Source organism: Pectobacterium parvum (assembly GCF_020971565.1).
GTDB lineage: Bacteria > Pseudomonadota > Gammaproteobacteria > Enterobacterales > Enterobacteriaceae > Pectobacterium > Pectobacterium polare.
The window spans coordinates 127,847-154,622 of record NZ_CP087392.1 but is presented as its reverse complement, the minus strand read 5'-3'; the positions used below and the strand labels follow the sequence as shown (position 1 = coordinate 154,622).

The following is a 26,776-nucleotide window of genomic DNA, read 5'->3' as shown; positions in this document are numbered from 1 at the left end:
AATAAAATGTAGGATTTTAATTTTGAGTGATGTAAAAATGAATATTAGTACTTATGTGAAGGCTCATTTATTCAATAGTTCAAATGCTGCGGTTAAACTAGCAGAAAAAAATAAAAATCATAGACATCAATGTTTTGCCGAGAAACTTATTTTAAAAAAAATAAATAAAATCACATCAACAAATGAAACCTACAACGTAGGAAAATCAATTAAATACAACGAGATAATCGAACATCTAAATAAAACCTCTCCTTTTCCATCAAAATTAAATATCTTACTAGATAGTAACATTCATGCTGGGAAGAATGATTGCCGTGATGATATGAATAAATTTATGCGTTCTCCTCAGCATATTTCTGATATGAAAAAAGGAATTGTAGATGCGGGCAATAAAGTTACTAATGATGAAAATATAAATACGGGGGGAATCCGAAGAATTGTCACCAACCTAACATGCCTTACTTTAGTAAATGAAGAAAAACTTGCTTCAGACTCTACTCGTTTTTTAGAAGAGTATATAACAGATAAAGATAAATTTCGATGTTTTGGCAATGAAAAGAACTACGATTATGAAACGTTGCAGAAAGTGAAAGACCATATAAATAAGATTAAGGAATGGGCTAATAATCTGAATTATAAATAGTTTAATGGGGTTTTCATTTTGAGGGTGCTTAAATACTCGTCTTGAAGGATCGCTGCAAGCAGCGTTAAAGAGCCTGTCAGTAATTCTGTGTAACTGCCCAGTCGTTAAAGGTGATCGCTCAGGCGGTCACCGAACTCGATAATAAAACGACTCATCGCCAGTCGCCAGTTCTGGATCGGCATACTCCATTTTTTCGACGCATCCCTGATCGCCAGATAAATCACTTTCCGTACCGAGTCATCTGTCGGGAACACTTTACGTTTCTTTATTGCCTGACGGATTACGCTGTTCAGCGATTCGATAGCGTTTGTGGTGTAGATGGCCTTGCGGATATCCGGTGGATAGTTGAAGAACGTATTCAGGTTTTCCCAGTGCGCACGCCAGCTTTTGCTGATTTGCGGGTATTTATCGTCCCAGACTTTCGCGAACGCATCCAGCGCCATCAGTGCCGCCTCTTCGGTCGGGGCCTGATAAACCGCCTTCAGCCCGCTGGTGACCGCTTTGTAGTCCTTCCAGGATACGTATTTCAGGCTGTTACGCACCATATGGATGATGAACAGCTGGATATGGGTCTGGGGGTAGACGCTGTTTATCGCATCCGGGAAGCCCTTCAGCCCGTCCACACAGGCAATCAGGATGTCCTGAAGACCCCTATTTTTCAGCTCCGTCAGCACGTTCAGCCAAAACTTTGCGCCTTCATTTTCGGCCAGCCACATACCCAGTAATTCTTTCTGGCCTTCGAGATTAATACCTAAGGCCAGGAAAACAGCTTTGTTTATCACACTGCCATTCTGACGGACTTTTACGACAATGCAGTCCATATAAACAATGGGATACAGCGCATCCAGTTGCCGGTTTTGCCACTCAGTAACCTGCTCTTTTACCGCGTCGGTGACCTTAGATATCAGCGTGGGCGACACATCAGCGTCGTACATTTCTTTGAAGGTAGCGACGATTTCGCGGGTGGCCATTCCTTTGGCGTAGAGGGATAAAATCTGGCTGTCCATCTGCGTAATGCGCGTCTGGTTCTTCTTAATCAGCTGCGGTTCGAAGGTATTTTCACGGTCACGCGGCGTGTTCAGTTCTATCTCGCCGTCATCGCACAACACCGTTTTTGACGAGTAGCCATTACGGGTGTTTGAACCTGTTTTGGGGGCGTTTTTCTCATGCCCGAGGTGGTCAGTCAGCTCCGCATTGAGCGCCGTTTCGACGGTTAATTTCGTCAGCATACGGGAAAACTGATTGAGGTCGGCTTCGGTTTTAAGACCTTTAGCCAGTTCAGCCGCGAGGGCTTTGAGTTTCTTTTCGTCCATAATTGCCTGTCTCCTTTGCTGGAGTGAACATATCAAAAACAGGCAATTACACAATTTTAATTACAGTCTCCAACTCGGCCTCGACAGATTTACTAAGTAAACTCACCGGAAATGAGAGACATCCTATCTCTCACCGAAGGCCAGTTGTTGGCTAGCCAAATTCCTTCCTGAAGAATTTAACCTTCCCTTATCGTTTTCCCATGCTTGAATTATTTAGTATATAAATGATGTCGAATTATCTTCATGAAGTATCGACATCATTTTACGCCTTTAATAATGAATTCTTTTTCCTGCGTAATTATCATTTTTTCTTCAGGAAGTCGCCAAGTACCAGATTGCCTTTGGCGTCACGCGTAAACGTCTCAGGGATGGTTACTGACACGAAATTATTTACGGTGATTTCCTTACCTTGCGCGTTAACCGAACGGTCGCCTTTGATGAAATAGTTGGTGTTATCGATATTGCCGACAACCGCATCATCATATTTACCCGCTTTGGTTTTCAGCGAAACGTTGTTCTTGAAGATGCCTTGTTTTTCCGGGCCAGAGTAAGGGCTTGGACGGAAAATGAAGTTAAAGCGTTCGTTATCTAACGCAATGTTGTCTTCAACGATCAATGCACCAGGGTTGAAGTTGTCAGTGAAACCATCAAGTTTGTTGCCCACAGCAATGCTATTTTTGACCTGATGCGCCACTGGCTGGCCTTCGCCACCCATTTTGAAGCCGTTGCTGGTGTTGTTCATGGCAATTGAATTCTCGATCACCACAACGCCGTTTGCGCCGTCTTCAATTTTGTTAAACAGGTCAAAGCCGTCATCGATGTTGTTGTGCGAGAACGCGCCGCGAATCACGTTGCCTTCACCCACACGCATTTTCACCGCGAAGCCGTCGGCGTTAATTTTACCTGGGTCCTGATTGCTGTGAGATTCTGAATTCAGAATCAGGTTATGGCTGGCCCACAGTGGTCTACCCACATCACCAGTCGAGGTCACCTGAATACCGGTATCGTCAGCGTGGTGCACTAGAACGCGTTCGATGGTGTTGTAGCTTCCTTCGATACGGAACGGTTTCTCTGTGATTTCAATCCCTTTAACATGCCAATGGCTCGCTTTCAGCTGTAGGCCATGAATCACGGCTTTATTGCCGACAGCAAACAGGTTCTTAACGGTTTTTTGCTGACCGCTGGCGCTGACAGGGATTTCAGTTGCGCTGTAATCACCATCGTTGAGCCAGATTGTGCCACCAGCTGGCAGAGCGGCGACGGCGCTGGCTAAATCGATCGGTGTATTTTTACTGCCGTCATTGCTGGCTGAACCTTGTGGTGAAACATACAGATTTTTAGCGTCTGCGTAGGCCACTCTTTCAACCTTGAACGTGCTCTCTTTTACGGCTTTATCATCGCCTTCCGCAGGCTGGTAGGCAATTTTGAACTCAGCACCGTTAGCGGCAATTTTCGCTGGCAGAGATAAGGTTTCTCCCGCTTTTACCTGCTTCGCATCACCCAGAGATTTACCGTCTTGCGAAACCGCGATCGTGCCATCGTAATTGGCTCTTGCCTGAACCACATAGTGCTCGCTGGTGGTTTTAGGCGATGACATCACCTGAAGCAAAGGATCATAATCCTTGGCTTTAAACTCCGGTGAGGCCTTGGTTTGCGCTGGCGTCGTGGTCAACTGTGCATTGCTGACGGTGATTTTGGCGTTACGGGAAGCAAAGAAACCGACGTAGTAATGGTCTTTATCCAGCTTGGTGACGACGTCCGCACCTTTGACTTCTTTTGATACCCAGTTGTCAGTGCCTTTCGGCGCATAAGAGGTAATGAAGCCATCGTTGGTGCGTTCCAGTTTCAGACGGAACGTCGGCGTTTGCTCCAGATTCACATTTTCCTGGTAGCTGGTTTTGGTAATTTTCGCGCCCGCGTTGCCCCACGGTTGCGTGACGCCATTACGCAAAATCGCCTGTAGTTTGATTTCGGTATGAGACTTTTTATCCTGCGTCATGATGGCGTTCATCACCATGTTGGATGCCGCAGGGAATTCCTCATACCCTTCTTTCAGCGGTTCCTGACGCGGTATGCCAATAATATCGCGCACCAGAATCCCCGCCCCTTCCTGAGCAGCAGGCTTGGCGCCGTTTTCTGGCCCAAACTGTTCCACGGTAATATCAGACTGAAGCGTAAAATTCACATTTGCAGGCAGCTGTGTATAGAAGAACGTCAGCCCGTCATGGGTGTTGGCAATCTTTCCGCCACGACTTTCGATCGTGATAGGGGCGGACAAATCAGCGTTATCCCCCGGCGCTAATTTCTTACCGTTAATGGTGACGTCGTTGACGCCAATTTTTTCCGGCAGGACATTGGATGAGAAGTTTACGTCTGTTGATTGACCAAAGGCGATGCCGTGCCAGACAGGGGTTGATTCTGTCGCGGCGTGTGTACTAAAGCTAAAGAGTAATGCATTCGTCAACGCGACGGCTGCGAGGCGTGAAGAACGGTGTTTCCGTAATGAATCACATTTTTGTGAAGAACAACGTTTCATTGTGTCTCCTTCGTTATTGAATTATTCGCCCGCGTATATTGCTATAAATGAAACGCTGTTTCTTTTGTGTATGTCACAAATGGAAATACTTAAAAACAAAGTCTGTTTTTTATGAAACTCTGTGTCATTTCTGTTTGGGTTGAGAGTATGGTGCTTGTATCTTCTCCTCATGAACATTCGTCGTTTTAAGCAAAATTTTCAGAAAAAACTCACTAAAAAGTATCTGCGTTATGCATGAGTTTCGGTAAACTCTGGTTATTCATGCCGTAACAGGCTAGTCATTTTATTCTTGCGGAGCGGTGGCTCCGAACTGTCAGGATACTTATGTCAAATAGTGCGATGAGTGTGGTGATCCTTGCTGCGGGTAAAGGAACCCGTATGTATTCCGACCTTCCCAAGGTGTTGCATAAACTGGCGGGTAAGCCGATGGTTCAGCACGTTATTGACGCTGCTATGACGACAGGCGCACAGCACGTTCATCTGGTCTATGGCCACGGCGGCGATTTGCTAAAACGTGAATTGGCCGATCCGGCGTTGAACTGGGTATTGCAGGCAGAACAGCTGGGAACCGGGCATGCGATGCAGCAAGCCGCGCCTCATTTTGCTGATGATGAAGATATCTTGATGTTGTATGGCGATGTGCCGCTGATTTCATCGCAAACGCTGGGGCGTTTACGTGAGGCCAAGCCGCAGGGCGGTATCGGTCTGTTGACGGTGAAGCTGGACGATCCGACGGGCTATGGGCGAATTGTGCGTGAAAAGGGTGCTGTTGTCGGGATCGTCGAGCACAAAGATGCCAGCGAAGAACAGCGCCAGATTAACGAGATCAATACCGGCATTTTGATTGCGAACGGCAAAGATCTGAAGCGTTGGTTAAGCCAGTTGAATAACAACAACGCACAGGGCGAGTTTTACATCACCGATATTATTGCGATGGCGGCGGAAGAAGGCCAGCGTGTTGAAGCGGTCCATCCCGAGCGACTGAGCGAAGTTGAGGGCGTCAATAATCGCCTGCAACTGTCGGCACTGGAGCGGGTTTATCAGCGTGAACAGGCAGATAAGCTGCTGCTGGCCGGTGTGATGCTGCTCGATCCGGCACGATTTGATCTGCGTGGTGAGTTGACTCATGGTCGCGATGTCGTGATTGATGTCAATGTTGTCGTGGAAGGCCATGTTAAGCTGGGTAACCGAGTGAAAATCGGTGCTGGCTGTGTGATCAAAAACTGCATCATTGGCGATGACAGTGAGATCAGCCCTTATTCCGTGTTGGAAGACGCGGTGTTAGAAGCACAGTGTACCGTTGGCCCATTTGCCCGCCTGCGTCCAGGCTCGGAACTGGCTGAGGGCGCGCATGTTGGCAACTTTGTCGAACTGAAAAAAGCGCGTTTAGGTAAAGGATCAAAAGCGGGTCACCTTAGCTATTTGGGTGATGCGGATATCGGTTCCGGTGTTAATATTGGCGCGGGAACGATCACCTGTAATTATGACGGCGCGAATAAACATAAAACGATTATTGGTGACGATGTCTTTGTCGGTTCGGATAGTCAACTGGTGGCACCCGTTAGCGTTGCCAGCGGTGCGACTATCGGCGCTGGAACGACGGTGACGCGCGACGTGGCAGAGAATGAACTGGTGGTCGGTCGCGTGAAACAACGGCATATTTCCGGCTGGCAACGTCCGGTGAAAAAGAAATAATATTTAATGCCTCTGCACGTAGCGGAGGCAGTTTTGTCCTGTACTTTGGCCGATCCCTCTGTGGGGTCGATCCCAGAGTACAGAACAAAACATAATAATCCCCAACTCTCTACAAGGCTCGGGGAACCCGGAAAAACCGGAACAATCAGGTCTAAGACATCCCTGGTGACACAATATGTCACTTTTATAGGAATACCATCGATGTGTGGAATTGTAGGCGCAGTTGCGCAACGTGATGTTGCTGAAATTTTGTTGGAAGGTTTACGCCGTCTTGAGTACCGCGGCTATGACTCTGCGGGCCTGGCGGTTGTTGACAGCGAAGGAAATGTCGCCCGTTTGCGCCGTCTGGGGAAAGTGCAGGTGCTGTCTCAGGCAGCCGAAGAGCATGAATTGCACGGCGGTACCGGCATTGCTCATACCCGTTGGGCAACGCACGGCGAACCTTCTGAAGAGAACGCACACCCGCATGTTTCTGAACATATCACTATCGTTCATAACGGCATTATCGAAAACCACGAGCCGCTGCGCGAACTGCTGATCGGTCGCGGCTATCGTTTTGTATCCGAAACCGATACGGAAGTGGTTGCCCATCTGGTTCATTTTGAACAGCAGCAGAATGGCGGAACGCTGGTTGAAATCGTTAAGCGCGTGATCCCACAGCTGCGCGGTGCGTATGGCATGGTGGTGTTGGATAACCGCGACCCAAGCGTATTGGTTGCCGCACGTTCTGGTAGCCCGCTGGTGATTGGCCGTGGTGTCGGTGAAAACTTCATCGCCTCCGATCAGTTGGCGCTGCTGCCTGTGACTCGCCGTTTCATGTTCCTGGAAGAAGGCGACATCGCGGAAATCACTCGTCGTGATGTGCGCGTGTTTGATAAATCCGGCCAGCTTGCCGCACGCGAAGAAATTGAATCAAAAGTGAATTACGATGCCGGTGACAAAGGTGCGTATCGTCACTACATGCAAAAAGAGATTTACGAACAGCCGATGGCGATCAAGAACACCCTTGAAGGGCGTTTCCGCCATGGCGAGATCGATCTGTCTGAATTAGGCCCGAAAGCGGATGAACTGCTGGCGAAGGTTGAACACGTTCAGATTATCGCCTGTGGTACGTCTTACAACTCCGGTATGGTTTCCCGTTACTGGTTTGAAGCACTGGCTGGGATTCCGTGCGACGTGGAGATTGCTTCCGAATTCCGCTACCGCAAACCTGCCGTGCGTAAGAACAGCCTGATGATTACCCTGTCTCAATCCGGTGAAACGGCGGATACTCTGGCAGCGCTGCGTTTGTCCAAAGAGCTGGGCTATCTGGGGTCGCTGGCTATCTGTAACGTTGCTGGCTCCTCGCTGGTGCGTGAATCCGATCTGGCGCTGATGACCAAAGCGGGCGTAGAGATTGGCGTGGCCTCAACTAAAGCCTTCACCACCCAGCTTACCGTTCTGCTGATGCTGGTGGCGCGTGTTGGCCGTCTGCGCGGTATGGATGCAAAAATTGAGCATGAAATCGTTCATGGTTTGCAGGCATTGCCAGCGCGTATTGAGCAGATGCTGTCTCAGGACAAACTCATCGAAGCTCTGGCGGAAGGTTTCTCTGACAAGCACCATGCGCTGTTCCTCGGCCGTGGCGATCAGTACCCGATCGCGATGGAAGGGGCGCTGAAGCTGAAAGAGATCTCTTACATCCATGCGGAAGCCTATGCGGCAGGCGAGCTGAAACACGGCCCGTTGGCTTTGATTGATGCAGATATGCCGGTTGTTGTCGTGGCACCGAACAACGAGCTGTTGGAGAAATTGAAATCCAACATCGAAGAAGTTCGTGCGCGCGGCGGTGAGCTGTATGTCTTCGCTGACGAAGATGCGGGTTTCACCAGCAGCGAAAATATGAAGATTATTCCACTGCCGCATATCGAAGAAGTGATTGCGCCAATCTTCTATACGGTGCCGTTGCAGCTACTGTCTTATCACGTCGCGCTGATTAAAGGCACCGATGTCGATCAGCCACGTAACCTGGCGAAATCTGTTACGGTAGAGTAACTTATTGAAAATGAAGGTAAATAACTATCATATTATCTACCTTCATTCAATTTTCATCGTAAGCCCCATTTTTCATTCTCGTTCTTTTTTAGGTTTTCCCGCTCTCCTCATCAAAATTTATTGGGTATATTGGTTTACACCATATTGAATATTGATACGTTCTTTATATGAATAACAAACAACAATATCTGGATATCGCCGAAGGGAAGGGTGATAAAGCGCCTTCAACGATGGTGGCTTTTTCCTCACGGGAGATGAGCTATCCACTGTTGGAGAGCTTGTTAGAGGCGCAATCATTTTTCACTGATGGCGAAATAAGCTATACCGAGCAGGAACAGGGTGGATTCTTTTATACCTGTCGGAATCATGAGCGCGAGCTGGCGTTTTATCTTGAGATTTCAGGGCGCGACCCCGAGAACCAAATCGTGCCAGCGTATTCAACCGACCCGATTTCGCCCGAGTTGTTGGCGCAGGCGAATGCGGCCACGCAAGAAGTGATGGTTGAATGTATTTTTGGGCCAAATCCGCTGGAAGACTACGTTCACCAGTTGCGCTTATTAAACGCCGTTGTACCGGATTTCCTCTTGGGCATCGATATTTCTGCTGGCAGTAATGTGTTTACCCGTGAATGGCTGCGTTTTCAGTTGGAAGATGATGTCCTGCCAGAAATTGAATCGCTGTATACCATTCATGCCGTGTACGACACCGAGAACGATCCGCCAACGACATTCTGGTTTCACTCGCATGGTCTGGCGCGATGCGGCCTGACCGAGGCTGAATTAGTCATTCCCGAGACGCTCAGTTCGTATTATGGCATCCCGGATTTATTCAGAAGTTTTGTCAATAATGCCATTCAAAATCAGCAAATTACCTTTAACGAGCCGATTCTGTGTGGGCAAACGGACAGCGGCTATGAATATCTGGTGGCGTTGCCGTTTGAAGAAGGGCTACGGCATGTGAATCAATCCACGCCGATTGACCAACTGCGGCCTCTGGAAGACATGCGCTACGATCTGGAAGGGACGCCGGAAGGCGTGTTTCTGGGCGATCGCGCCGATCGAGATGACGTGCATCAGGAGCCTTCCTGTATGCTGTTTCGTACCAACGAAGAAAACCCTGTACTGCAAACGTTCTTTAAAGGATTTGATGAGCAGAATGCCATCATGTTCTGGCGCACGAATGCGGAAACGGCAGAAATGTCACGTAAGGCACAGCTGCGCTGGCACTATTTCGTTAATATGTTTAAAAACTACCATGTGAGTGACGAACCCGCTAAGCCGGGTTTTTTAGCGAAACTACTCAAAAAAGCACTTGAGCCTGTCGAAAGTGAATGGCGCTTTATGGTGAAGTTTGGCATTCCTCATGGTGAAGAGGGGGAAGAGCGTGAACACATGTGGTTTGTGCCCGAAAAAATCGACGATGCGGTCGTCACCGGGACATTAATCAATCATCCGTTCTACGTTGAGGATATGCAGGAAGGCGGTGTTTACTCTATTGATATATCGTGGGTAACCGACTGGGCGATTTATTATCAGGGCGATAGCTATAAGCCTGATACAATTTACAAATTGCTGAGCCATAGCCAGACCCACTGACCTCTTTCCTTCCCCAGTCAGAACGCCTGTTCTGGCTGGTCAGGTCTGAATTTCCCTGCCTTCTGTGTCCTTGTCATAAAACTGTCATATTACGTACATTTTACTGTCACCAAATTGTCCTATTTTTCCTCCTGCGAACTACACTCTGATTTGATAACTCTGATAGATAACGACGTTACGTCGACATGTTTGAGTATCCCACAGGAGGGATTATGAAACCGATGCGTACCACTCTTGCCAGTGTTGTTGCGGCAACCCTTTCTCTGACGGCATTTTCTGCTTTAGCTGCTGCTAACCTCACCGGTGCCGGTGCGACATTCCCAGCGCCTGTCTATGCTAAATGGGCTGACTCCTATCAAAAAGAAACCGGTAATAAAGTTAACTATCAAGGCATCGGTTCTTCTGGCGGTGTAAAACAGATTATCGCTAAAACGGTCGATTTCGGTGCTTCTGACGCGCCTCTGGCTGACGACAAATTAGCACAGGATGGTTTATTCCAGTTCCCAACCGTTATCGGTGGCGTAGTGCTGGCAGTGAACGTTCCTGGTATCAAATCTGGCGATTTAACGCTGGATGGTAAAACGCTGGGTGATATCTACCTGGGCAACATCAAAAAATGGAACGACCCAGCAATCACTAAACTGAACCCGAATGCCAAGCTGCCGGATCAGGATATCGCTGTGGTTCGTCGTGCTGACGGTTCTGGTACCTCTTTCGTGTTCACCAGCTACCTGGCAAAAGTGAACCCAGAGTGGAAAGAGAAGATTGGCGCAGGTTCTACCGTGAACTGGCCAACCGGTCTGGGCGGTAAAGGTAACGATGGTATCGCGGCGTTCGTACAGCGTCTGCCTGGTTCTATCGGTTACGTAGAATACGCGTATGCCAAGCAGAACAACCTGGCTTACACCAAACTGATTTCTGCTGATGGCAAAGCGGTTAGCCCAACTGGCGCAAGCTTCAGCAACGCAGCTAAAGAGATCGACTGGAGCAAGTCTTTCGCTCAGGATCTGACTAACCAGAAAGGCGCTGATGCATGGCCGATCACTTCAACCACGTTCATCCTGGTTCACACCAAACAGGAAAAACCTGAGCAGGGCACTGAAGTGTTGAAATTCTTCGACTGGGCGTTCAAAAAAGGCGGTGAGCAAGCTGAAGCACTGGATTACGCCACACTGCCAAAAGAAGTGGTTGAGCAAATCCGTGCTGCCTGGAAAACTCAGGTAAAAGACAGCAGCGGTAAAGCACTGTACTAATTATTGTATCGACACGTCGTGTTGATACCCAGAGCGTGATGAGGTTGTCAGGTTCTGGAAATGCGTAGTGGAATAACAAGTCGTATCGGGGCGGAGAGGTGATAGCAACCTCTCTGCCTTCAATAGCTTATCAAATGTAGTTAAAACGAGAAGAGAGACGTATGGCGGAGTACAAGCCAACTATCAAAGCCCCGGGAAAGTATGGCGATATCCTCTTCAGCGCGCTGGTAAAACTGGCGGCGCTGGTCACGCTACTGCTATTGGGTGGCATCATTGTTTCCCTGATTGTGGCGTCCTGGCCTAGCATCGAGAAGTTCGGTTTTGCCTTCTTGTGGACGAAAGAGTGGGATGCGCCCGCAGAGCAGTTTGGTGCACTGGTTCCGATTTACGGCACCATCGTTACCTCACTGATTGCACTGATTATTGCGATTCCGATTAGCTTCGGGATTGCGCTATTTCTGACAGAACTGGCACCAGCTTGGTTGAAGCGTCCGCTTGGCGTGGCGATTGAATTGCTGGCGGCCATACCGAGTATTGTTTACGGCATGTGGGGGCTGTTCATTTTCGCTCCGCTGTTTGCCAAATATTTCCAACAGCCGGTAGGCAATGTCCTGTCCGGCATTCCTATTGTTGGCTCGCTGTTCTCCGGCCCGGCATTCGGGATCGGTATTCTGGCGGCTGGCGTCATTCTGGCCATCATGATTATCCCGTACATTGCGGCGGTGATGCGTGATGTGTTTGAGCAAACGCCGGTGATGATGAAAGAGTCCGCTTACGGCATTGGCTGTACGACGTGGGAAGTAATCTGGCGCATTGTGCTGCCTTACACCAAAAACGGTGTGATCGGCGGGGTGATGTTGGGATTAGGGCGCGCGTTGGGGGAAACCATGGCGGTGACCTTTATCATCGGTAACACCTACCAGCTCGACAGCGCGTCACTGTATATGCCAGGCAACAGTATTACTTCTGCGCTGGCGAACGAATTCGCCGAAGCGGAATCCGGCCTGCACACGGCGGCGCTGATGGAGCTGGGGCTGATTCTGTTTGTGATTACCTTTATTGTTCTGGCATGTTCAAAGCTGATGGTTATGCGTCTGGCTAAAAATGAGGGGGCGCGCTAATGGCTACATTAGGCATAGAGCAAGACGCTGCTCTGGAGCGTTCGCGGCGTAAAATGCAGGCCTGGCGTCGCCAGAAAAACCGCATTGCGCTGTTCTTATCCATGTCCACGATGGTGTTCGGCCTGTTCTGGCTGGTCTGGATTCTGTTTTCGACCGTGACCCGAGGCGTGGATGGCATGTCTCTGGCGTTGTTTACCGAAATGACGCCGCCGCCTAATACGGCGGGTGGCGGGTTGGCGAATGCCATCGTCGGGAGCGGATTACTGATTCTGTGGGCAACGCTGCTGGGTACACCGCTGGGGATTATGGCGGGTATTTATCTGGCGGAATACGGTCGTAAATCCTGGATCGCCGAAGTGATTCGTTTCATCAACGATATTCTTCTGTCAGCACCGTCGATTGTGGTGGGTCTGTTTGTCTACACGCTAGTGGTGGCAAAAATGCAGCACTTCTCCGGCTGGGCGGGCGTGATTGCGCTGGCGCTGTTGCAGGTGCCGATTGTGATTCGTACCACCGAGAACATGCTTAAACTGGTGCCGGATAGCCTGCGTGAAGCGGCTTATGCGCTGGGTACGCCGAAATGGAAAATGATTTCTGCAATTACGCTGAAGGCATCGGTATCGGGCATCATCACCGGGGTACTGTTAGCCATCGCGCGTATTGCTGGGGAAACCGCGCCGCTGCTGTTTACGTCGCTGTCGAATCAGTTCTGGAGCACGGATATGATGCATCCGATTGCTAACCTGCCGGTCACCATATTTAAGTTTGCCATGAGCCCGTTTGTGGAGTGGCAACAGCTGGCTTGGGCGGGTGTACTGCTGATTACGATGTGTGTACTGCTGCTGAATATTCTGGCGCGCGTTATTTTCTCTGCCAAGAAGCACTAATTCGCTAAGAAAAAGTCGTTTTCTGAGAAACATTAAATAAATTCAAGGTGCTGCCAGGCAGCGCCAGGAAAAAGAGAGAAGTCTTGATGAGTATGGCTACTGAGACATCCAACAAAATCCAGGTACGCGATCTGAATTTCTATTACGGAAAATTCCATGCGTTGAAAAATATTACGCTGGATATTGCCGCGAATCAGGTTACCGCGTTTATCGGCCCGTCCGGCTGTGGTAAATCCACGCTGCTGCGTACGATGAACAAAATGTATCAGCTCTATCCTGAGCAGCGCGCCGAAGGCGACATCCTGCTGGATGGCAATAACATCCTGACGGATAAGCAAGATATCGCGCTGTTGCGCGCCAAAGTCGGCATGGTATTCCAGAAGCCGACGCCATTCCCGATGTCCATTTACGACAACATCGCGTTTGGTGTGCGCCTGTTTGAAAAGCTGTCTCGTGCTGATATGGATGAACGCGTTCAGTGGGCGTTGACTAAAGCGGCGCTGTGGCAAGAGACGAAAGATAAACTGCACCAGAGCGGCTATAGCCTGTCCGGTGGTCAACAGCAGCGTTTGTGTATTGCGCGCGGTATCGCGATTCGCCCGGATGTCTTGCTGCTGGATGAACCTTGCTCAGCCCTCGACCCGATTTCTACTGGCCGTATTGAAGAGCTGATCTCCGAGCTGAAAAAAGACTACACGGTGGTCATCGTGACGCACAATATGCAGCAGGCGGCGCGTTGTTCAGATCATACGGCGTTTATGTATTTGGGTGAGCTGATTGAGTTCAGCGATACTGATACCCTGTTTACTGCTCCACGGCAGAAACAGACTGAAGATTACATCACCGGCCGTTACGGTTGATTAGGAAACATCATGGATAATCTGAATCTGAACAAACACATTTCCGGTCAGTTTAACGCCGAACTGGAACACATCCGCACGCAGGTCCTGACCATGGGTGGGCTGGTGGAGCAACAGCTGAGTGATGCGATTACCGCGATGCATAATCAGGATGCGGAGCTGGCTCAGCAGGTTATTGAAGGCGATGCCAAAGTTAACCTGATGGAAGTGGCGATTGATGAGGCCTGCGTGCGCATTATTGCGAAGCGCCAGCCTACTGCCAGCGATCTGCGTCTGGTGATGGCGATCATCAAAACCATCTCCGAGCTGGAACGTATCGGTGACGTGGCAGATAAAATCTGCCGCACTGCGCTGGAGAAGTTCTCCCATCAGCATCAGCCGCTGCTGGTAAGTCTGGAATCATTAGGGCGCCACACCGTGCAGATGCTGCATGACGTGCTGGATGCGTTTGCCCGCATGGATCTGGACGAAGCGATTCGTATTTATCGCGAAGACAAAAAAGTGGATAAAGAGTACGAAGGGATTGTGCGTCAGCTGATGACCCACATGATGGAAGATCCTCGCACCATCCCAAGCGTACTGACGGCGTTGTTCTGCGCCCGTTCTATCGAGCGTATAGGTGACCGTTGCCAGAACATCTGTGAATTTATCTTCTATTTCGTCAAAGGTCAGGATTTCCGTCATTTGGGCGGTGATGCGCTGGAAAAACTGCTGGCGCAGAAAGATAAGAAAGAAGAAGAGTAAGCCCGTTCTTACGCTTATCATGCTGACGCCCTGCTTGCAGGGCGTTATTTTTATCAGGATTTAGTTTTTATCAGGGTAATGAATCAAATCGTGGAAGCGTACTGCGGTGTCGGCAGGATTGTGGTAGCGGTGTTCTCTGTCGGCGGCAAATCGTAGCGCATCCCCGACGGACAACACATGAGTCTGTCCATCAACGGTCATCTCCAGTTGGCCTTCCAGCACAATAATATGCTCGATCACCCCGTTTTCATGCGCCGATGAGGTGCTGCTTGCACCCGCCGCCAGCTCAATAACCAACATATCAAAACGCAGTTTTTCGTCGAAGGGGAAGAGGGGAACCACGTGCATTCCCGCCTCGTTTTCCCTGAATGACGATCCCGCACCCGAGCGATAGGTCACGTCTTCATCCGCGAGCGTCGGTTCGATAAAGGTAGAAAACGCGACATTCATGCCGGTCGCAATTTTCCACAGCGTGGCGACCGTCGGGCTGGATTCACCGCGCTCGATCTGGCCGAGCATTGCTTTGCTCACACCCGTCTCTTCTGCCGCTCGCGTGAGGCTCCAGCCTTTCTCTTGCCTTAACGTTTTCAACGTATTGCCAATGTGGCTGGTTAACTCATCAGACATCAATATTGGCTCCTGCTTGTGCGTTATAGCGCACGCTGCTATGTTAACGCTTTCTGTGCGTTATAACGCACGACAAGAGTGAAGGTATACCATGCCTGCGTCATTTGCGCTAAAAGATGTCACCTTTTCGACCCTCATCGCTGGCTTCGTTGCGGTGCTGGTGGGCTACACCAGCTCAGCCGCCATCATTTTTCAGGCAGCGGAAGCGGCGGGTGCCAGTGCGGTGCAGATCGGCGGCTGGTTAAGCATGTTGGGGATTGCCCAAGGGCTGGCGTCGATTAGCCTGTCGCTGTACTACCGTGCGCCGATACTGGCGGCGTGGTCAACGCCGGGGGCGGCGCTGCTGGTCACCAGCCTGCCGGGTACGTCGCTCAATGAAGCGATCGGTGTGTTCCTGTTTGCCTCCGCACTTATCTTTATCTGTGGGATCACAGGTCTCTTTGCCCGCTTGATGAATGTTATTCCGCAAGCCATTTCTGCTGCAATGCTGGCGGGGATTCTGCTGCGTTTTGGCGCGGATGCTTTTCTTTCCCTGCAACAGGATTTCTGGCTGGCTTTTGCGATGTGCGTGACCTATTTGCTCAGCCGTCGGCTGCTGCCGCGCTTTGCCATTGTGCTGACGCTGCTTGCTGGCCTGCTGCTGGCCTTATTTCGTGGGCAAATTGCGGTTTCTGATTCGCCGCTGGTGTTCACCGTACCGGAATTCATTACGCCGCATTTTTCGTGGGCGTCTCTGCTGGGTGTAGGTATTCCGTTTTTCATTGTCACGATGGCATCGCAGAACGCGCCGGGCGTTGCCACGCTGAAAGCGGCAGGCTATCAGGTTCCTATCTCGCCACTGATTACTATTACTGCATTAATCGCGCTGGTTTTGACGCCGTTCGGTGGTTTTTCCGTGTGTATCGCCGCGATTACTGCCGCGATCTGTCTGGGGCCGGACGTGCATCCCGATCCGAAGAAACGCTATCTTGCTGCCGTCGCGGCTGGTGGCTTTTATCTGCTGGCGGGCGTTTTTGGCGGCTCTATCGGGCAGCTTTTCACCGCGTTGCCACAGCCGCTGATTCACGCTATCGCTGGTTTGGCGCTGCTCAGCACCATTTCGGGCAGCCTGTACCGCGCGTTGCTGGATGAAAAGCAGCGCGATGCCGCGGTCATCACCTTCCTGATCACCGCCTCCGGGCTGACGTTGTGGGGAATCGGCGCAGCGTTCTGGGGACTGATTGGCGGGATGATGACCTGGTTTATTCTGTCAGTAAGGGAAAAGAGTTAGAGCTAAATGCGCAAAGGAAAGCACACGAGAGCGCAATGTGTCTTAAATGGAGGCAGTGATCGAGACAGCCAGACACTTACATCATTTAAAGCCTGTTTTTAGTTAAGGGAATGCATTTGCATTGTGTAATGCAAGTGCATTATAATTGCCGTGCTCATCTGAGCAATCGCAACTTATGCGACTAAAAATTAAGAGGCAAAGTCCCAGTGGTTTAGCAAACCGATGACTCCGCAGTATGAGAGTTCTGGGTACATGATAATGAACATATTCCCGGCGAACGAGGCATTCGCATCCTCGTGATGGAGGACGTGGGAATAAAGAGGGTTCAATCAATGGCGATTCAAATTAATACGGCGGACGTGTCACTGCGCGCTGAGTCTCGACTCACCGAACGTAGTCAGACAACGATTCCGGCAGCAATACGCGATGCTTTGCATCTCAAGCCAGGTGAATACATTAAGTACACCTTGCTTGCAGGTGGCAAAGTCATCATGTCTCGACAGGAAGAAGAACAGGACGACCCCGTTGTATCGCAGTTTCTAACTTTTCTCGAAAATGACATGAAGAAAAACCCACAGAACATCCACTCCATACCGGTGGCTTTCTGGGAAAGCGTCAAAGCATTAACTGCTGGAGTTGAGGTCGATTTAGATGCGCCGCTTACTGATGACTAACTAAAAAAAGCAAGGCGGTAAGACATGGAGTATTTAGACGTAAATGGTTGGAAAATCTGCTTTCATTCATGCTTTTTGCAGCAGATTGCAGAACTTGCTCAAAAGGTTGTTGAGTTAAAAGCTGCAAAGCCCGATGAATACCTTGGCAAGAAGGAAACAAAGCTCCTACATGCGATTGAGCGTGTGATTGAGGAATGGATAGCAGTCGATCCTCTCAATCCACAATACCGTCAGGGAGATACTTTAGGCGATGAATTCAAACATTGGTTCCGTGCCAAATTCTTGTCGCAGTTCCGTTTGTTTTATCGTTGCAGCGCGGAACATAAGACTATCATTATCGGTTGGGTAAATGATTTCGATACGCTTCGCGCTTACGGTTCAAAGACAGATGCCTATAAGGTGTTTGCAGGGATGTTAAGGGCAGGCGAACCGCCAGATGACTGGGAGAAACTACTCAACGAGGCAAAAGCAATTACTGCCACAACGTCTATTCCAGGTTTCCTTGGAAAATAAATCTACAGAGCCTGTGATGACGGGCTTTGCCGTTTCTCCAAATGAACCACCACACTGCCAATGGGCGCTCTTAAATCAGGATAATCTGCCAGAATACCTAAGTAACATAAGGTTATATTATAGCTATTTATGTTCTTTCCCGCGTTTTCGCCCTGCTGATAGCCTGCGATTAATACAGCAATAATTAAGGGGCAGGGAATGAAAAAGCATATTTTTACAGTGACTTTATTGGCCGGATTGGCTTCCGTTTCTGGTGCTGCACAGGCTGATAAATTAGATGACATTCAGAAGGCGGGCGTGGTGAAAATTGCCGTCTTCGATAGCAATCCGCCGTTTGGCTATGTCGATCCGCAGAGCAAAAAGCTGGTGGGTTATGACGTGGATATCGCCGAAGAGATCGGTAAGGCGCTGGGCGTCAAGGTTGAGCTACGTGCGACTAACCCGGCTAACCGTATTCCGCTGTTAAGCTCGCAGAAGGTCGATCTGATCGCCGCGAACTTCACCATTACCGATGAGCGAGCCAAGCAGGTTAACTTTAGTATTCCTTACTTCGCTACCGGACAAAAATTCATCGCCCGTAAAGGCGTGCTGAAAACTCCAGAAGACATCAAAACGCTGCGTATTGGCGCGGATAAAGGCACGGTGCAGGAAATTACCCTGCGCGAACATTATCTGACGGCCAAAGTGATTTCCTACGACGATACGCCGCTGGCTTTCGCCGCACTGCGTAACGGCAACGTTCAGGCCATCACGCAGGATGATGCCAAACTGGTCGGCCTGCTGGCTAATGTGCCTGATGCACAGAAAGCGGAATTTGAAATATCTCCGTTCAGCATTACCAAAGAATATCAGGGCATCGGGATCCCTAAGGGCGAAGAGCGCCTGACGGCGAAAATTAACGATACGCTGATTAATTTGGAAAAACAGGGTGAAGCGAAGACGATTTACGATCGCTGGTTCGGGCCGAGCACAAAATCATCCCAGCCGCGCGGCGATTTCACCTTTGCCCCGTTGGATCAGCAACCTAAATCCTGATAGCTGATGCTTTCAATATTATGATCCCAGCCCTCTGCACCCAGAGGGCACAGACCGTTGACAAACCTATTTGCAGAACGAAAACGGGAGTAACGGAATAGAAGAGTAAAGCGTTTGCGCCAGGGATGGCGCAATCCGAGCTTACATGGACGTACTTGCAGCGTCTTTACGATCTATCCGTTACTTCCGCTCGACTGACTTTGTCAGCAACTTCAGCCCTCTGCATTGCAGGGGCGTTTCTATTTATACCTCGTAATAATGACAAAGAGAGATAAAACACATGGATACGGCGCTGCAATCGCTTGAATCGTGGCTGTTGGCTCCTCAATACCTCATCTGGCTGTGGCACGGTTTCCTGATCACGCTGGGCATTTCCCTGAGTACGATCGTACTGTCTACGGTGCTGGGATTTTTGTTGGCCGCCGCCAGAGACAGCCAGATTCGGCTGCTGAGCGGCGTTGTGGTGGCCTATAGCTCGCTATTTCGTAATACGCCGCTGCTAGTGCAGCTGTTTTTCTGGTATTTCGGTGCCGGGCAGCTTTTTCCCTCAGGGATGATGCAATGGCTGAACACCCCGCATGTTATTTCGCTGTTGGGGATGACGTTAGCGTGGCCTTCTTTTGAGTTTTTGGCGGGATTGGCTGGGCTGACTCTCTACTCTAGCGCGTTTATTGCGGAGGAAATCCGCTCCGGTATCCGTGGTGTTGCGCGTGGGCAGAAGTATGCCGCGCAGGCGCTGGGGTTAACGGGCTGGCAATCCATGCGTTATGTGGTGCTGCCGCAAGCGCTAAAAATCGTCCTGCCGCCGCTGCTTGGGCAGTACATGAATATCGTTAAGAATTCATCGTTGACGATGGCAATTGGCGTCGCTGAATTGTCCTACGCGTCACGTCAGGTGGAGACGGAAACCTTGCGCACGTTTCAGGCGTTTGGCGTAGCGACTCTGTTGTACATCGTGACTATTGCGGTGATGGAAGGCTGGGGCATGTGGCGTCAGCAGCGTAGTCTGGCGGAGAAACACTAAGATGGATTTTACCGTTATCACCGATAACATCGACTATTTACTGTGGGGCACGTTCTCGGATGGCCCGCTGGGTGGCGCGGCGCTGACGCTGGTGATGAGCCTGCTGGCGGGCATCGCCTCTGCGATGTTGGGGACGATTTTGGGCGTGGCGCTGGCGATGTCTCGGGGCGGGTGGAGTGCGCTGTTGGCGATGGTGCTGGGGTTCTTCCGTGCGATTCCCGTCATCATGCTGATTTTCTGGACGTACTTCCTGCTGCCGATCGTTTTTGGTGTCGATATCCCTGAAATTACGACTGTAGTGTGTGCGCTGGCGCTGATCGCCTCGGCGTATCTGGCGCATGGCGTGAAGGCGGGCATTCTCGCCATTGGGCGCGGCCAGTGGCAGGCGGGGCTATCGCTAGGGTTAAGCCGCTGGCAGGTGTTGTGGCAGATTGTCCTGCCGCAGGCGCTGCGGATGATGGTGCCTTCCTTCATCAACCAATGGATTTCTCTGATTAAAGATACGTCACTGGCCTACATTGTCGGGGTCGGCGAGCTGACGTTCCTCGCTACGCAGGTCAATAACCGCAGCATGGTCTACCCGATGGAGGTTTTCCTGTTTGTCGCGCTGGTCTACTTTGTGTTTTGTCTGTCGCTGGAACTGCTGGCGAACGGGGTTAACGCCCGTTTTAACCAGCAGGAAAAGCAGCCGAAGCGCCGTTTGCTATGGTGGTGGAATAAGCCAGCCTGAGGCTGGCTTTGAATGGCAGCTACTGCGCGGTGATATTCCAGCCTTTTTCGCGCCAGATTTGCGGCAGTTCTCGCATGTCGTCGAACATCGTGACCAGCGGGTGATGGATCGGTTGGTTGTGGGGATCGGCGCAGTAATAGAACACGGGAATGCCCGCAGCGATGCCCGCCTGTACGCCAGCGGCGGAATCTTCAACCAGAATGCAGCGCTCGATGGGGAGCTGTAATTGCTCGGCGGCGTGATACAGCACGGCTGGATCGGGCTTCCATTTTTTCAGATCGTAGCCGCTGTAGAGATGGTCGCCAAACAGATCGAGCATGTGCGTCAGGCCGAGCGAATGCTGCATCTTGCTGACTGGTCCGTTGGACACCACGGCCATCGGGACCGTGATGGATTGTGCTAATTCGCGTGCGCCAGCAATAGGTTGCAGGAAATCATCGAACAGCTGTTTCACATTCTGTCGGAAATGGCGCTCTGCCTCTTCTACCGATACCGTTAAACCATACTCCTGGCTGATGCGGGCAATAATGTCGTACAGCTTCACGCCCTTGTAGGTTTTTATCACCTCCTCCAGCGATAAGTTCACCCCATACGGGATGAAGATATTCACATAAGCCTGGCAACACAGCACTTCGCTATCAACCAGCGTGCCATCACAGTCGAAGAAGACGCATTCAATACGGGGCATGACCAATCCTTATCGATGAAATAAAAGATGAGGCTCCTACTTTAACCAATTGACCCGATATTGCGACCTATACTCGTCATACTTCAAGTTGCATGTGTGTTGGCTGCGTTCAGTCACCCGAATCACTTACCTGAGTAAGCTCATCGGGATTTCCTCGCTTGCCGCCTGCCTGAAACTCGAATTATTTAGAGAATACAAAGCCATTTTCAGAGCGATCTTGCATAAAATTAAGGGGTTTCAATCGAGGGATGGCGGGGCAATAGCCATGACGTTAATAGGTTCTTCTTATTCGATGAAAAAAAACGTGGGATCAACGTAAAAACGCAGCGTTTTGTTATAGGATACCCGACGACAGTTATTCCCTTCTTTGGATTGTTACTCATGAATAAATCACAACCCGGTCTTGCTACCGAGCAAGGCCTGCTGGAGCGCGTGTTTAAACTTAAACAACACGGCACGACAGCACGTACGGAAACGATTGCCGGTTTCACGACGTTTTTGACGATGGTCTACATCGTTTTTGTTAACCCGCAGATTCTGGGTGTGGCGGGAATGGATACCAAAGCGGTCTTTGTGACCACCTGTCTGATTGCGGCATTCGGCAGCATTTTGATGGGGCTGCTGGCTAACCTGCCTGTGGCGTTGGCACCTGCAATGGGGCTGAATGCATTTTTCGCGTTTGTCGTCGTCGGTGCGCTGGGTCTGCCATGGCAGGTTGCGATGGGTGCTATTTTCTGGGGCGCAATCGGTTTCCTGTTGCTGACCATCTTCCAGATTCGCTATTGGATGATCGCTAATATCCCGCTTAGCCTGCGTTTGGGTATCGCCAGCGGTATCGGGTTGTTCATTGCCATGATGGGCCTGAAAAACGCCGGCATTATCGTTCCTAACCCTGAAACACTGGTGACGATTGGTAACCTGACGTCACACAGCGTGCTGCTGGGTGCGCTGGGCTTTTTCATTATTGTGGCACTGGCTTCACGTAATATTCATGCCGCGGTACTGATCTCCATCGTGGTGACCACCTCAATTGGCCTGCTGCTGGGCGATGTGACGTATTCTGGCGTGTTCTCCATGCCGCCGAGCGTCATGTCGGTGGTGGGGCAGGTCGATCTGGCTGGGGCGCTGAACCTCGGGATGTCCGGCATTATTTTCTCCTTCATGCTGGTTAACCTGTTTGACTCCTCCGGTACGCTGATTGGCGTGACGGATAAAGCCGGTCTGGTTGATGCTCGCGGTAAGTTCCCGCGCATGAAGCAGGCGCTGTATGTCGATAGCATCAGCTCTGTAGCCGGTTCGTTTATCGGAACGTCATCCGTTACGGCGTATATTGAAAGCTCCTCTGGCGTGTCCGTGGGCGGACGTACCGGCCTGACCGCCGTAGTTGTGGGTCTGCTGTTCCTGCTGGTGATCTTCCTGTCACCGTTGGCGGGGATGGTGCCTGCCTATGCGGCTGCTGGCGCACTGATTTACGTGGGCGTATTGATGACGTCCAGCCTGGCACGCGTGAAGTGGGATGACTTGACGGAAGCCGTTCCGGCCTTTATTACCGCGGTGATGATGCCGTTCAGCTTCTCTATTACTGAAGGGATCGCGCTGGGCTTCATTTCTTACTGTGTGATGAAGTTGGCGACAGGTCGCTGGCGTGAAATCAGCCCTTGCGTGGTCGTGGTTGCGCTGCTGTTCCTGCTGAAAATTGTGTTTATCGACGGGCATTAATGTGTTCGTGGCTCCGGGGCTTTCCCGGAGCCTCAGCCTGCGACAAGGCGGCTGGCTACTGTGAGGCGGTAGAGGTGGCTTTTTCTATCGTATGGCTGGTTAATTTCATATAGCGTAAAGACTGGCGCTGCTGCTGTAGTATTTCTCCCGACTTTCTCATGCCCGTTGCTGACGTGTATTTCCACATGATCAATCGGTTAAGTGTGGGGATATGGGCGCAGGCCCAGGCAAGGTAATCATCAACATCGCTCATCACTTCTACGGCGGGGGTGCAGGTTGAACGCAGCCTGCCAGAGGCGGGGTGGAGTTTCAGGTTATTGGGAGGGTGGCTGTTCACGCCAGGGATCTTCATCAATGACTGGCGGATAGTGCATAGCTGCGTTGCAGCTTCCAGCGGATCGCGCTGCGCGTCGATCCACGCCTGTTCGGCCTGTGTCTGCGCCTGCATCTGTGGGACGACCTGATTCGTTGGCCTGACATGAACGATTTCGATATCCATACCGACGCTGCCTTCTTCGCTCAGGAGGATGGCGATAGTATTGCCTGCATAGCCAATGCTGAAATTGGGCATATTGGGCTCGGCAAAATAAGGGCGTCCCTCAGGGGAAACGAGTAACGTGGGCAACAGCGGATAGCCGAAAAAATAGAACATCATCTCAGCCAGCAGCACGCGACTTTTCAGATAACGCTCGCGGCGTTTGGCTGAAAAACCCTGTGTTGATGAGATGAGTCTATCGGGCAGTCTTTGTAAGTCAGGAAGCGCTTCCGTGCTTGTCCACCTGACAAAATGGCAGGTCATTGTTCACTCCGTGATCGTGATAAAAGATGGGAACCTATCAGGCATTACCGATGCATATTATCAGACTAATATGTGATCTAAAGAAAAATCGATGGATAAATCGGCGATAATTATTAATTAGGCACACCGAATTTTCTGCATCATGTGTTTTGTGGCGATCCTTCCCTGTCCGCCACCTTCCAGTCTGTTTTAATGGCTCGGCCACCCCAGTGCGGAACGCCGCTGTTTTTCCAGCGTCTGTTTGCGCAACTCATCCGCTGTCACTAATCGCAGCGCCGATGTCGGACACACGCTGACGCAGGAAGGGCTCTGGGCAACATCCACGCATAAATCACATTTGTGAACCTTGCTTTGCATGAGGTGTGTTTCCCCCTCGTCATTCGATGCTTTTGTCACCACATTGATGGCTCCGAAAGGACAGGCGACGACACAGCTTTTGCAGCCGATACAGCGGGACTGAATAACCTGAATGCTATCCCGATCGCGCACCAGCGCGTCATTCGGACATACGCTGGCACAGGGCGCGTTCTCACACTGGCGACAAAGAACGGGGACGCTGACGCTAGCGCTTTTAACGACCTTCAGGCGGGGAAAGAAGTGAGAAGGCCGCAGCTGTGCACTATGGCCACCGCTATGGGCTACCGCGCAGGCGATCTCACAGGTCCGGCAGCCGATACACTTTTCTGCTTCGGCGATAACAAATTGATTCATGAGCGAAGCTCCTCGAGGGTTGCGTTCATTTCGGGGCGCTGCGGGTGTGCGGGAATGGTTCCCGTGACGGCGGTCAGCCCCATCGTCGCAATCATTCCCAATGCGGCTTTGCGCCCGTCGGCAATGGCGGTCACGACCAGATCGGCACCGCGTACGGCATCACCACCGGCAAAAATACGCGGATGGTTGGTCTGGCAAGGTATCTGACTATCAAGCGGGGCGGTGATGTATCCCCAGCTATCCAGACCGACGTCGGCGTCTTCCAGCCACGGCATGTTGTGTGACTGAAAGCCAAATGCGGTTATCACGGCTTCCGCAGGCTGCACGAATTCTGAGTCAGGAATAGGGCGCGGGCGACGGCGGCCGCTGGCGTCAGGCTCGCCCAGTTCGGTGCGAACCAGACTAATGCCGCATACTTCGCCCTGTTCATTGAGGCAGATTTTTTGTGGCTGAACGTTAAACAGGAACTCCACGCCTTCTTCGCGGGAGTTTTTCACCTCTTTTTTCGATCCTGGCATATTGGCTTCATCGCGACGATACGCGCAGGTGACGGATGCTGCGCCCTGGCGAACGGACGTGCGCAGACAGTCCATCGCAGTATCGCCGCCGCCGAGCACCACGACGCGTTTGCCCGCCATCGAGATATAAGGCTCATCCTCTAATTCAGGTAGCCCCATGACGTGTTTGGTATTAGCGATCAGGAACGGCAGCGCATCGAAGACGCCGGGAGCCTCTTCATTATCAATGTTGGCTTTCATGGAGCGGTAGGTGCCTACGCCGAGGAACACGGTGTCATAATCATCCAGCAACTGAGCCAGAGAAATATCTTTCCCCACTTCGGTATTCAGTCGGAACTCGATTCCCATAGCGCTGAACACTTCGCGACGATGGATCAGGACGTCTTTATCCAGCTTGAATGACGGAATCCCGAACGTGAGTAAGCCACCAATTTCCGGGTGACGATCGAACACCACGGCCTGCACACCGTTGCGTGCCAGCACATCGGCACAGGCTAGCCCAGCAGGACCAGCACCGACGATCGCCGCGCGTTTGCCGCTGGGAACAACATTCGTCATATCGGGCGACCAGCCCATTTTTATCGCGGTATCGGTAATGTAACGCTCAACGTTACCGATGGTAATCGCACCGTACTCCTTACCCAGCGTACAGGCTCCTTCACATAACCGATCCTGCGGGCACACTCGGCCACAGATTTCCGGCAGGCTGCTGGTTTGGTGTGATAGTTCTACGGCTTCAAGAATGCGCCCCTGTTTGGCTAGACTCAGCAACTCGGGAATATTGTTATGCAGCGGGCAGGTCCACTCGCAGATCGCGCGTTTGCCGCAAGAAAGGCAGCGGTCAGCCTGATCTTCCGTCTGCTGCATGGAGAAGCCATGATAGATTTCATCAAACGTGGATGTTCTCTGGGTCAGCGACTTCTTCTCGGCATCCCGGCGCGGCCAGTTTTTTCTTTTGCTGAGCGGATGGGTCGTCAGCGTTTTCAGCACGGGCGTTTCACGCTGCCAGTGAGCGGAGGAACGCAGCGCCATTACCTGCTGTTTTTCCTGACGGCGGGCAGCTAACGTTTGCTCGCTGACAAGCTGTAAGGCCTGAGTCGGGCAGGCTTCTACGCACGCTTGCCCTTCTGGACGATCGGCGCAGAGATCGCATTTGTGGGCGATGGCGCTGTTGTCTACAGGGCTTGTTACCATGGACATTGCGCCAAACGGGCAAGCCAGTACACAGCTTTTGCAGCCGATGCACTTTTCCTGAACGAGCTGAATGCTATTGTCTTTTCTGATCAAGGCCTGTGTTGGGCACACGCTGGCGCAAGGGGCATCTTCACAGTGACGGCAGGTCACCGCAGCCCGCAGCGTTGGCGTATTGAATGCCTTAATTCTGGGCTGAAACACCGCGGCGCTATCTGGATAGCGCTCGTCATTGTGTGAAATGACACAGGCGATTTCGCATGCATGGCACCCTATACAGTCTTGAGTACTGGCAATAACAAATCGGTTCATTACCTTTTCCCACTCTGGATCCCTCGATCGTGGCCTTTATCTTAATAGTTGGATAACACCCTGACCTTGATATAGAGCAGGTAAAAAGTCGGTTAATGTTAAAACTAAGTCGTTTTTTTATAAATTATCGAATAATTTCAATTGGTTGTATTGTTGTCATAAGGTAAATATTAAGTCTCTATCATGTTGTTTTTAATCATGTTTCAATCATAAGTGAGAGAGTGGTATGGATGTGTTTACCCACCTCTGTAGCGAGATGGGCTGTGGATCATTGCTTTTGTAAG

General features: G+C 50.9%; 23 protein-coding genes. 16 read left to right on the top strand and 7 right to left on the bottom strand.

The genetic code is table 11. The features are described from left to right. The first annotated feature begins 22 nt into the window (after window positions 1-22). A complete protein-coding gene (locus tag LOZ86_RS00645; RefSeq protein ID WP_131522968.1) occupies window positions 23-643 on the top strand; it encodes a hypothetical protein in 621 nt (206 codons plus the stop codon). A 104-nt stretch (window positions 644-747) separates the two neighbouring features. On the opposite strand, the gene LOZ86_RS00640 is transcribed toward LOZ86_RS00645, so the two are convergent. Then, on the bottom strand, window positions 748-1,956 hold the full coding sequence (locus LOZ86_RS00640) for an IS256 family transposase (protein ID WP_230242335.1): 1,209 nt from the start codon (window positions 1,954-1,956) through the stop codon (window positions 748-750). A gap of 301 nt (window positions 1,957-2,257) precedes the next feature. Beyond that, the gene (gene pelX, locus LOZ86_RS00635; RefSeq protein ID WP_039488116.1) at window positions 2,258-4,492 is read right to left on the bottom strand and encodes a pectate disaccharide-lyase PelX; all 2,235 of its coding nucleotides are present in this window, start codon (window positions 4,490-4,492) and stop codon (window positions 2,258-2,260) included. 324 nt (window positions 4,493-4,816) lie between these two features. On the opposite strand from pelX, the gene glmU reads away from it, so the two are divergent. From glmU to phoU, 8 genes are all read left to right on the top strand, one after another. Then, window positions 4,817-6,187 carry a bifunctional UDP-N-acetylglucosamine diphosphorylase/glucosamine-1-phosphate N-acetyltransferase GlmU gene (gene glmU / locus LOZ86_RS00630; RefSeq protein ID WP_039487829.1) on the top strand — a complete coding sequence of 457 codons (1,371 nt, stop codon included), beginning with the start codon at window positions 4,817-4,819 and terminating at the stop codon, window positions 6,185-6,187. Window positions 6,188-6,388: 201 nt separating this feature from the next. Continuing rightward, window positions 6,389-8,221 (top strand): glutamine--fructose-6-phosphate transaminase (isomerizing), encoded by a 1,833-nt coding sequence (gene glmS, locus LOZ86_RS00625; RefSeq protein ID WP_039487830.1) that lies wholly within the window; start codon window positions 6,389-6,391, stop codon window positions 8,219-8,221. Window positions 8,222-8,388: 167 nt separating this feature from the next. After that, on the top strand, window positions 8,389-9,816 hold the full coding sequence (locus LOZ86_RS00620) for a DUF4026 domain-containing protein (protein WP_039487831.1): 1,428 nt from the start codon (window positions 8,389-8,391) through the stop codon (window positions 9,814-9,816). A 212-nt stretch (window positions 9,817-10,028) separates the two neighbouring features. Beyond that, window positions 10,029-11,069 carry a phosphate ABC transporter substrate-binding protein PstS gene (gene pstS, locus LOZ86_RS00615; protein ID WP_039487833.1) on the top strand — a complete coding sequence of 347 codons (1,041 nt, stop codon included), beginning with the start codon at window positions 10,029-10,031 and terminating at the stop codon, window positions 11,067-11,069. A 161-nt stretch (window positions 11,070-11,230) separates the two neighbouring features. Beyond that, window positions 11,231-12,190 carry a phosphate ABC transporter permease PstC gene (gene pstC, locus LOZ86_RS00610; RefSeq protein ID WP_039487834.1) on the top strand — a complete coding sequence of 320 codons (960 nt, stop codon included), beginning with the start codon at window positions 11,231-11,233 and terminating at the stop codon, window positions 12,188-12,190. Then, entirely contained in the window at window positions 12,190-13,077 is an 888-nt protein-coding gene (gene pstA / locus LOZ86_RS00605) for a phosphate ABC transporter permease PstA (RefSeq protein WP_039275952.1), read from the top strand. Before pstC ends, pstA begins: the two co-directional genes overlap by 1 nt. 86 nt (window positions 13,078-13,163) lie before the next feature. Then, complete coding sequence (pstB, locus tag LOZ86_RS00600; RefSeq protein WP_039487836.1) at window positions 13,164-13,937, top strand: phosphate ABC transporter ATP-binding protein PstB; 774 nt, start codon at window positions 13,164-13,166, stop codon at window positions 13,935-13,937. A gap of 12 nt (window positions 13,938-13,949) precedes the next feature. Further along, on the top strand, window positions 13,950-14,681 hold the full coding sequence (gene phoU, locus LOZ86_RS00595; RefSeq protein ID WP_039487837.1) for a phosphate signaling complex protein PhoU: 732 nt from the start codon (window positions 13,950-13,952) through the stop codon (window positions 14,679-14,681). 60 nt (window positions 14,682-14,741) lie between these two features. On the opposite strand, the gene LOZ86_RS00590 is transcribed toward phoU, so the two are convergent. Beyond that, window positions 14,742-15,308, bottom strand: a complete 567-nt coding sequence (locus tag LOZ86_RS00590) for a helix-turn-helix domain-containing protein (RefSeq protein ID WP_230242762.1) — start codon at window positions 15,306-15,308, stop codon at window positions 14,742-14,744. Window positions 15,309-15,399: 91 nt separating this feature from the next. On the opposite strand from LOZ86_RS00590, the gene LOZ86_RS00585 reads away from it, so the two are divergent. The 6 genes from LOZ86_RS00585 (at window position 15,400) to LOZ86_RS00560 (ending at window position 20,554) form a co-directional block, all read left to right on the top strand. Beyond that, entirely contained in the window at window positions 15,400-16,578 is a 1,179-nt protein-coding gene (locus LOZ86_RS00585; RefSeq protein ID WP_230242761.1) for a benzoate/H(+) symporter BenE family transporter, read from the top strand. A gap of 332 nt (window positions 16,579-16,910) precedes the next feature. Then, window positions 16,911-17,252, top strand: a complete 342-nt coding sequence (locus tag LOZ86_RS00580; RefSeq protein ID WP_039487859.1) for a type II toxin-antitoxin system PrlF family antitoxin — start codon at window positions 16,911-16,913, stop codon at window positions 17,250-17,252. 24 nt (window positions 17,253-17,276) lie between these two features. After that, the gene (locus LOZ86_RS00575) at window positions 17,277-17,765 is read left to right on the top strand and encodes a type II toxin-antitoxin system YhaV family toxin (protein WP_039487843.1); all 489 of its coding nucleotides are present in this window, start codon (window positions 17,277-17,279) and stop codon (window positions 17,763-17,765) included. A 198-nt stretch (window positions 17,766-17,963) separates the two neighbouring features. Continuing rightward, window positions 17,964-18,800, top strand: a complete 837-nt coding sequence (locus LOZ86_RS00570) for an ABC transporter substrate-binding protein (protein ID WP_039487845.1) — start codon at window positions 17,964-17,966, stop codon at window positions 18,798-18,800. Window positions 18,801-19,080: 280 nt separating this feature from the next. Continuing rightward, window positions 19,081-19,824 (top strand): amino acid ABC transporter permease, encoded by a 744-nt coding sequence (locus tag LOZ86_RS00565; protein ID WP_039487846.1) that lies wholly within the window; start codon window positions 19,081-19,083, stop codon window positions 19,822-19,824. 1 nt (window position 19,825) lies between these two features. Beyond that, window positions 19,826-20,554 carry an amino acid ABC transporter permease gene (locus LOZ86_RS00560; RefSeq protein ID WP_039487847.1) on the top strand — a complete coding sequence of 243 codons (729 nt, stop codon included), beginning with the start codon at window positions 19,826-19,828 and terminating at the stop codon, window positions 20,552-20,554. Window positions 20,555-20,573: 19 nt separating this feature from the next. On the opposite strand, the gene yieH is transcribed toward LOZ86_RS00560, so the two are convergent. Beyond that, the gene (yieH, locus tag LOZ86_RS00555; protein ID WP_039487849.1) at window positions 20,574-21,242 is read right to left on the bottom strand and encodes a 6-phosphogluconate phosphatase; all 669 of its coding nucleotides are present in this window, start codon (window positions 21,240-21,242) and stop codon (window positions 20,574-20,576) included. A gap of 381 nt (window positions 21,243-21,623) precedes the next feature. On the opposite strand from yieH, the gene LOZ86_RS00550 reads away from it, so the two are divergent. Further along, window positions 21,624-22,961, top strand: a complete 1,338-nt coding sequence (locus tag LOZ86_RS00550; RefSeq protein WP_230242760.1) for an NCS2 family permease — start codon at window positions 21,624-21,626, stop codon at window positions 22,959-22,961. 55 nt (window positions 22,962-23,016) lie between these two features. Here LOZ86_RS00550 and LOZ86_RS00545 read toward each other — a convergent pair whose 3' ends face one another. From LOZ86_RS00545 to aegA, 3 genes are all read right to left on the bottom strand, one after another. Further along, the gene (locus LOZ86_RS00545; RefSeq protein WP_039487853.1) at window positions 23,017-23,760 is read right to left on the bottom strand and encodes a 4'-phosphopantetheinyl transferase family protein; all 744 of its coding nucleotides are present in this window, start codon (window positions 23,758-23,760) and stop codon (window positions 23,017-23,019) included. A 189-nt stretch (window positions 23,761-23,949) separates the two neighbouring features. Further along, on the bottom strand, window positions 23,950-24,471 hold the full coding sequence (locus tag LOZ86_RS00540) for a 4Fe-4S dicluster domain-containing protein (RefSeq protein WP_039487855.1): 522 nt from the start codon (window positions 24,469-24,471) through the stop codon (window positions 23,950-23,952). Further along, window positions 24,468-26,492 carry a formate-dependent uric acid utilization protein AegA gene (aegA, locus tag LOZ86_RS00535; RefSeq protein ID WP_039487857.1) on the bottom strand — a complete coding sequence of 675 codons (2,025 nt, stop codon included), beginning with the start codon at window positions 26,490-26,492 and terminating at the stop codon, window positions 24,468-24,470. The genes LOZ86_RS00540 and aegA overlap by 4 nt, the downstream gene beginning before the upstream one ends. Window positions 26,493-26,776: the final 284 nt, after the last annotated feature.

Coding starts and splice junctions, on each gene's coding strand:
- LOZ86_RS00570 (WP_039487845.1), top strand. CDS start 17,964: ATGAAAAAGCATATTTTTACAGTGACTTTATTGGCCGGATTGGCTTCC.
- LOZ86_RS00565 (WP_039487846.1), top strand. CDS start 19,081: ATGGATACGGCGCTGCAATCGCTTGAATCGTGGCTGTTGGCTCCTCAA.
- pstA (WP_039275952.1), top strand. CDS start 12,190: ATGGCTACATTAGGCATAGAGCAAGACGCTGCTCTGGAGCGTTCGCGG.
- glmS (WP_039487830.1), top strand. CDS start 6,389: ATGTGTGGAATTGTAGGCGCAGTTGCGCAACGTGATGTTGCTGAAATT.
- LOZ86_RS00580 (WP_039487859.1), top strand. CDS start 16,911: ATGGCGATTCAAATTAATACGGCGGACGTGTCACTGCGCGCTGAGTCT.
- pstS (WP_039487833.1), top strand. CDS start 10,029: ATGAAACCGATGCGTACCACTCTTGCCAGTGTTGTTGCGGCAACCCTT.
- LOZ86_RS00585 (WP_230242761.1), top strand. CDS start 15,400: ATGCCTGCGTCATTTGCGCTAAAAGATGTCACCTTTTCGACCCTCATC.
- LOZ86_RS00560 (WP_039487847.1), top strand. CDS start 19,826: ATGGATTTTACCGTTATCACCGATAACATCGACTATTTACTGTGGGGC.
- LOZ86_RS00550 (WP_230242760.1), top strand. CDS start 21,624: ATGAATAAATCACAACCCGGTCTTGCTACCGAGCAAGGCCTGCTGGAG.
- LOZ86_RS00620 (WP_039487831.1), top strand. CDS start 8,389: ATGAATAACAAACAACAATATCTGGATATCGCCGAAGGGAAGGGTGAT.
- pelX (WP_039488116.1), bottom strand. CDS start 4,492: ATGAAACGTTGTTCTTCACAAAAATGTGATTCATTACGGAAACACCGT.
- LOZ86_RS00590 (WP_230242762.1), bottom strand. CDS start 15,308: ATGTCTGATGAGTTAACCAGCCACATTGGCAATACGTTGAAAACGTTA.
- pstB (WP_039487836.1), top strand. CDS start 13,164: ATGAGTATGGCTACTGAGACATCCAACAAAATCCAGGTACGCGATCTG.
- LOZ86_RS00540 (WP_039487855.1), bottom strand. CDS start 24,471: ATGAATCAATTTGTTATCGCCGAAGCAGAAAAGTGTATCGGCTGCCGG.
- pstC (WP_039487834.1), top strand. CDS start 11,231: ATGGCGGAGTACAAGCCAACTATCAAAGCCCCGGGAAAGTATGGCGAT.
- aegA (WP_039487857.1), bottom strand. CDS start 26,492: ATGAACCGATTTGTTATTGCCAGTACTCAAGACTGTATAGGGTGCCAT.
- LOZ86_RS00640 (WP_230242335.1), bottom strand. CDS start 1,956: ATGGACGAAAAGAAACTCAAAGCCCTCGCGGCTGAACTGGCTAAAGGT.
- glmU (WP_039487829.1), top strand. CDS start 4,817: ATGTCAAATAGTGCGATGAGTGTGGTGATCCTTGCTGCGGGTAAAGGA.
- phoU (WP_039487837.1), top strand. CDS start 13,950: ATGGATAATCTGAATCTGAACAAACACATTTCCGGTCAGTTTAACGCC.
- LOZ86_RS00545 (WP_039487853.1), bottom strand. CDS start 23,760: ATGACCTGCCATTTTGTCAGGTGGACAAGCACGGAAGCGCTTCCTGAC.
- LOZ86_RS00575 (WP_039487843.1), top strand. CDS start 17,277: ATGGAGTATTTAGACGTAAATGGTTGGAAAATCTGCTTTCATTCATGC.
- yieH (WP_039487849.1), bottom strand. CDS start 21,242: ATGCCCCGTATTGAATGCGTCTTCTTCGACTGTGATGGCACGCTGGTT.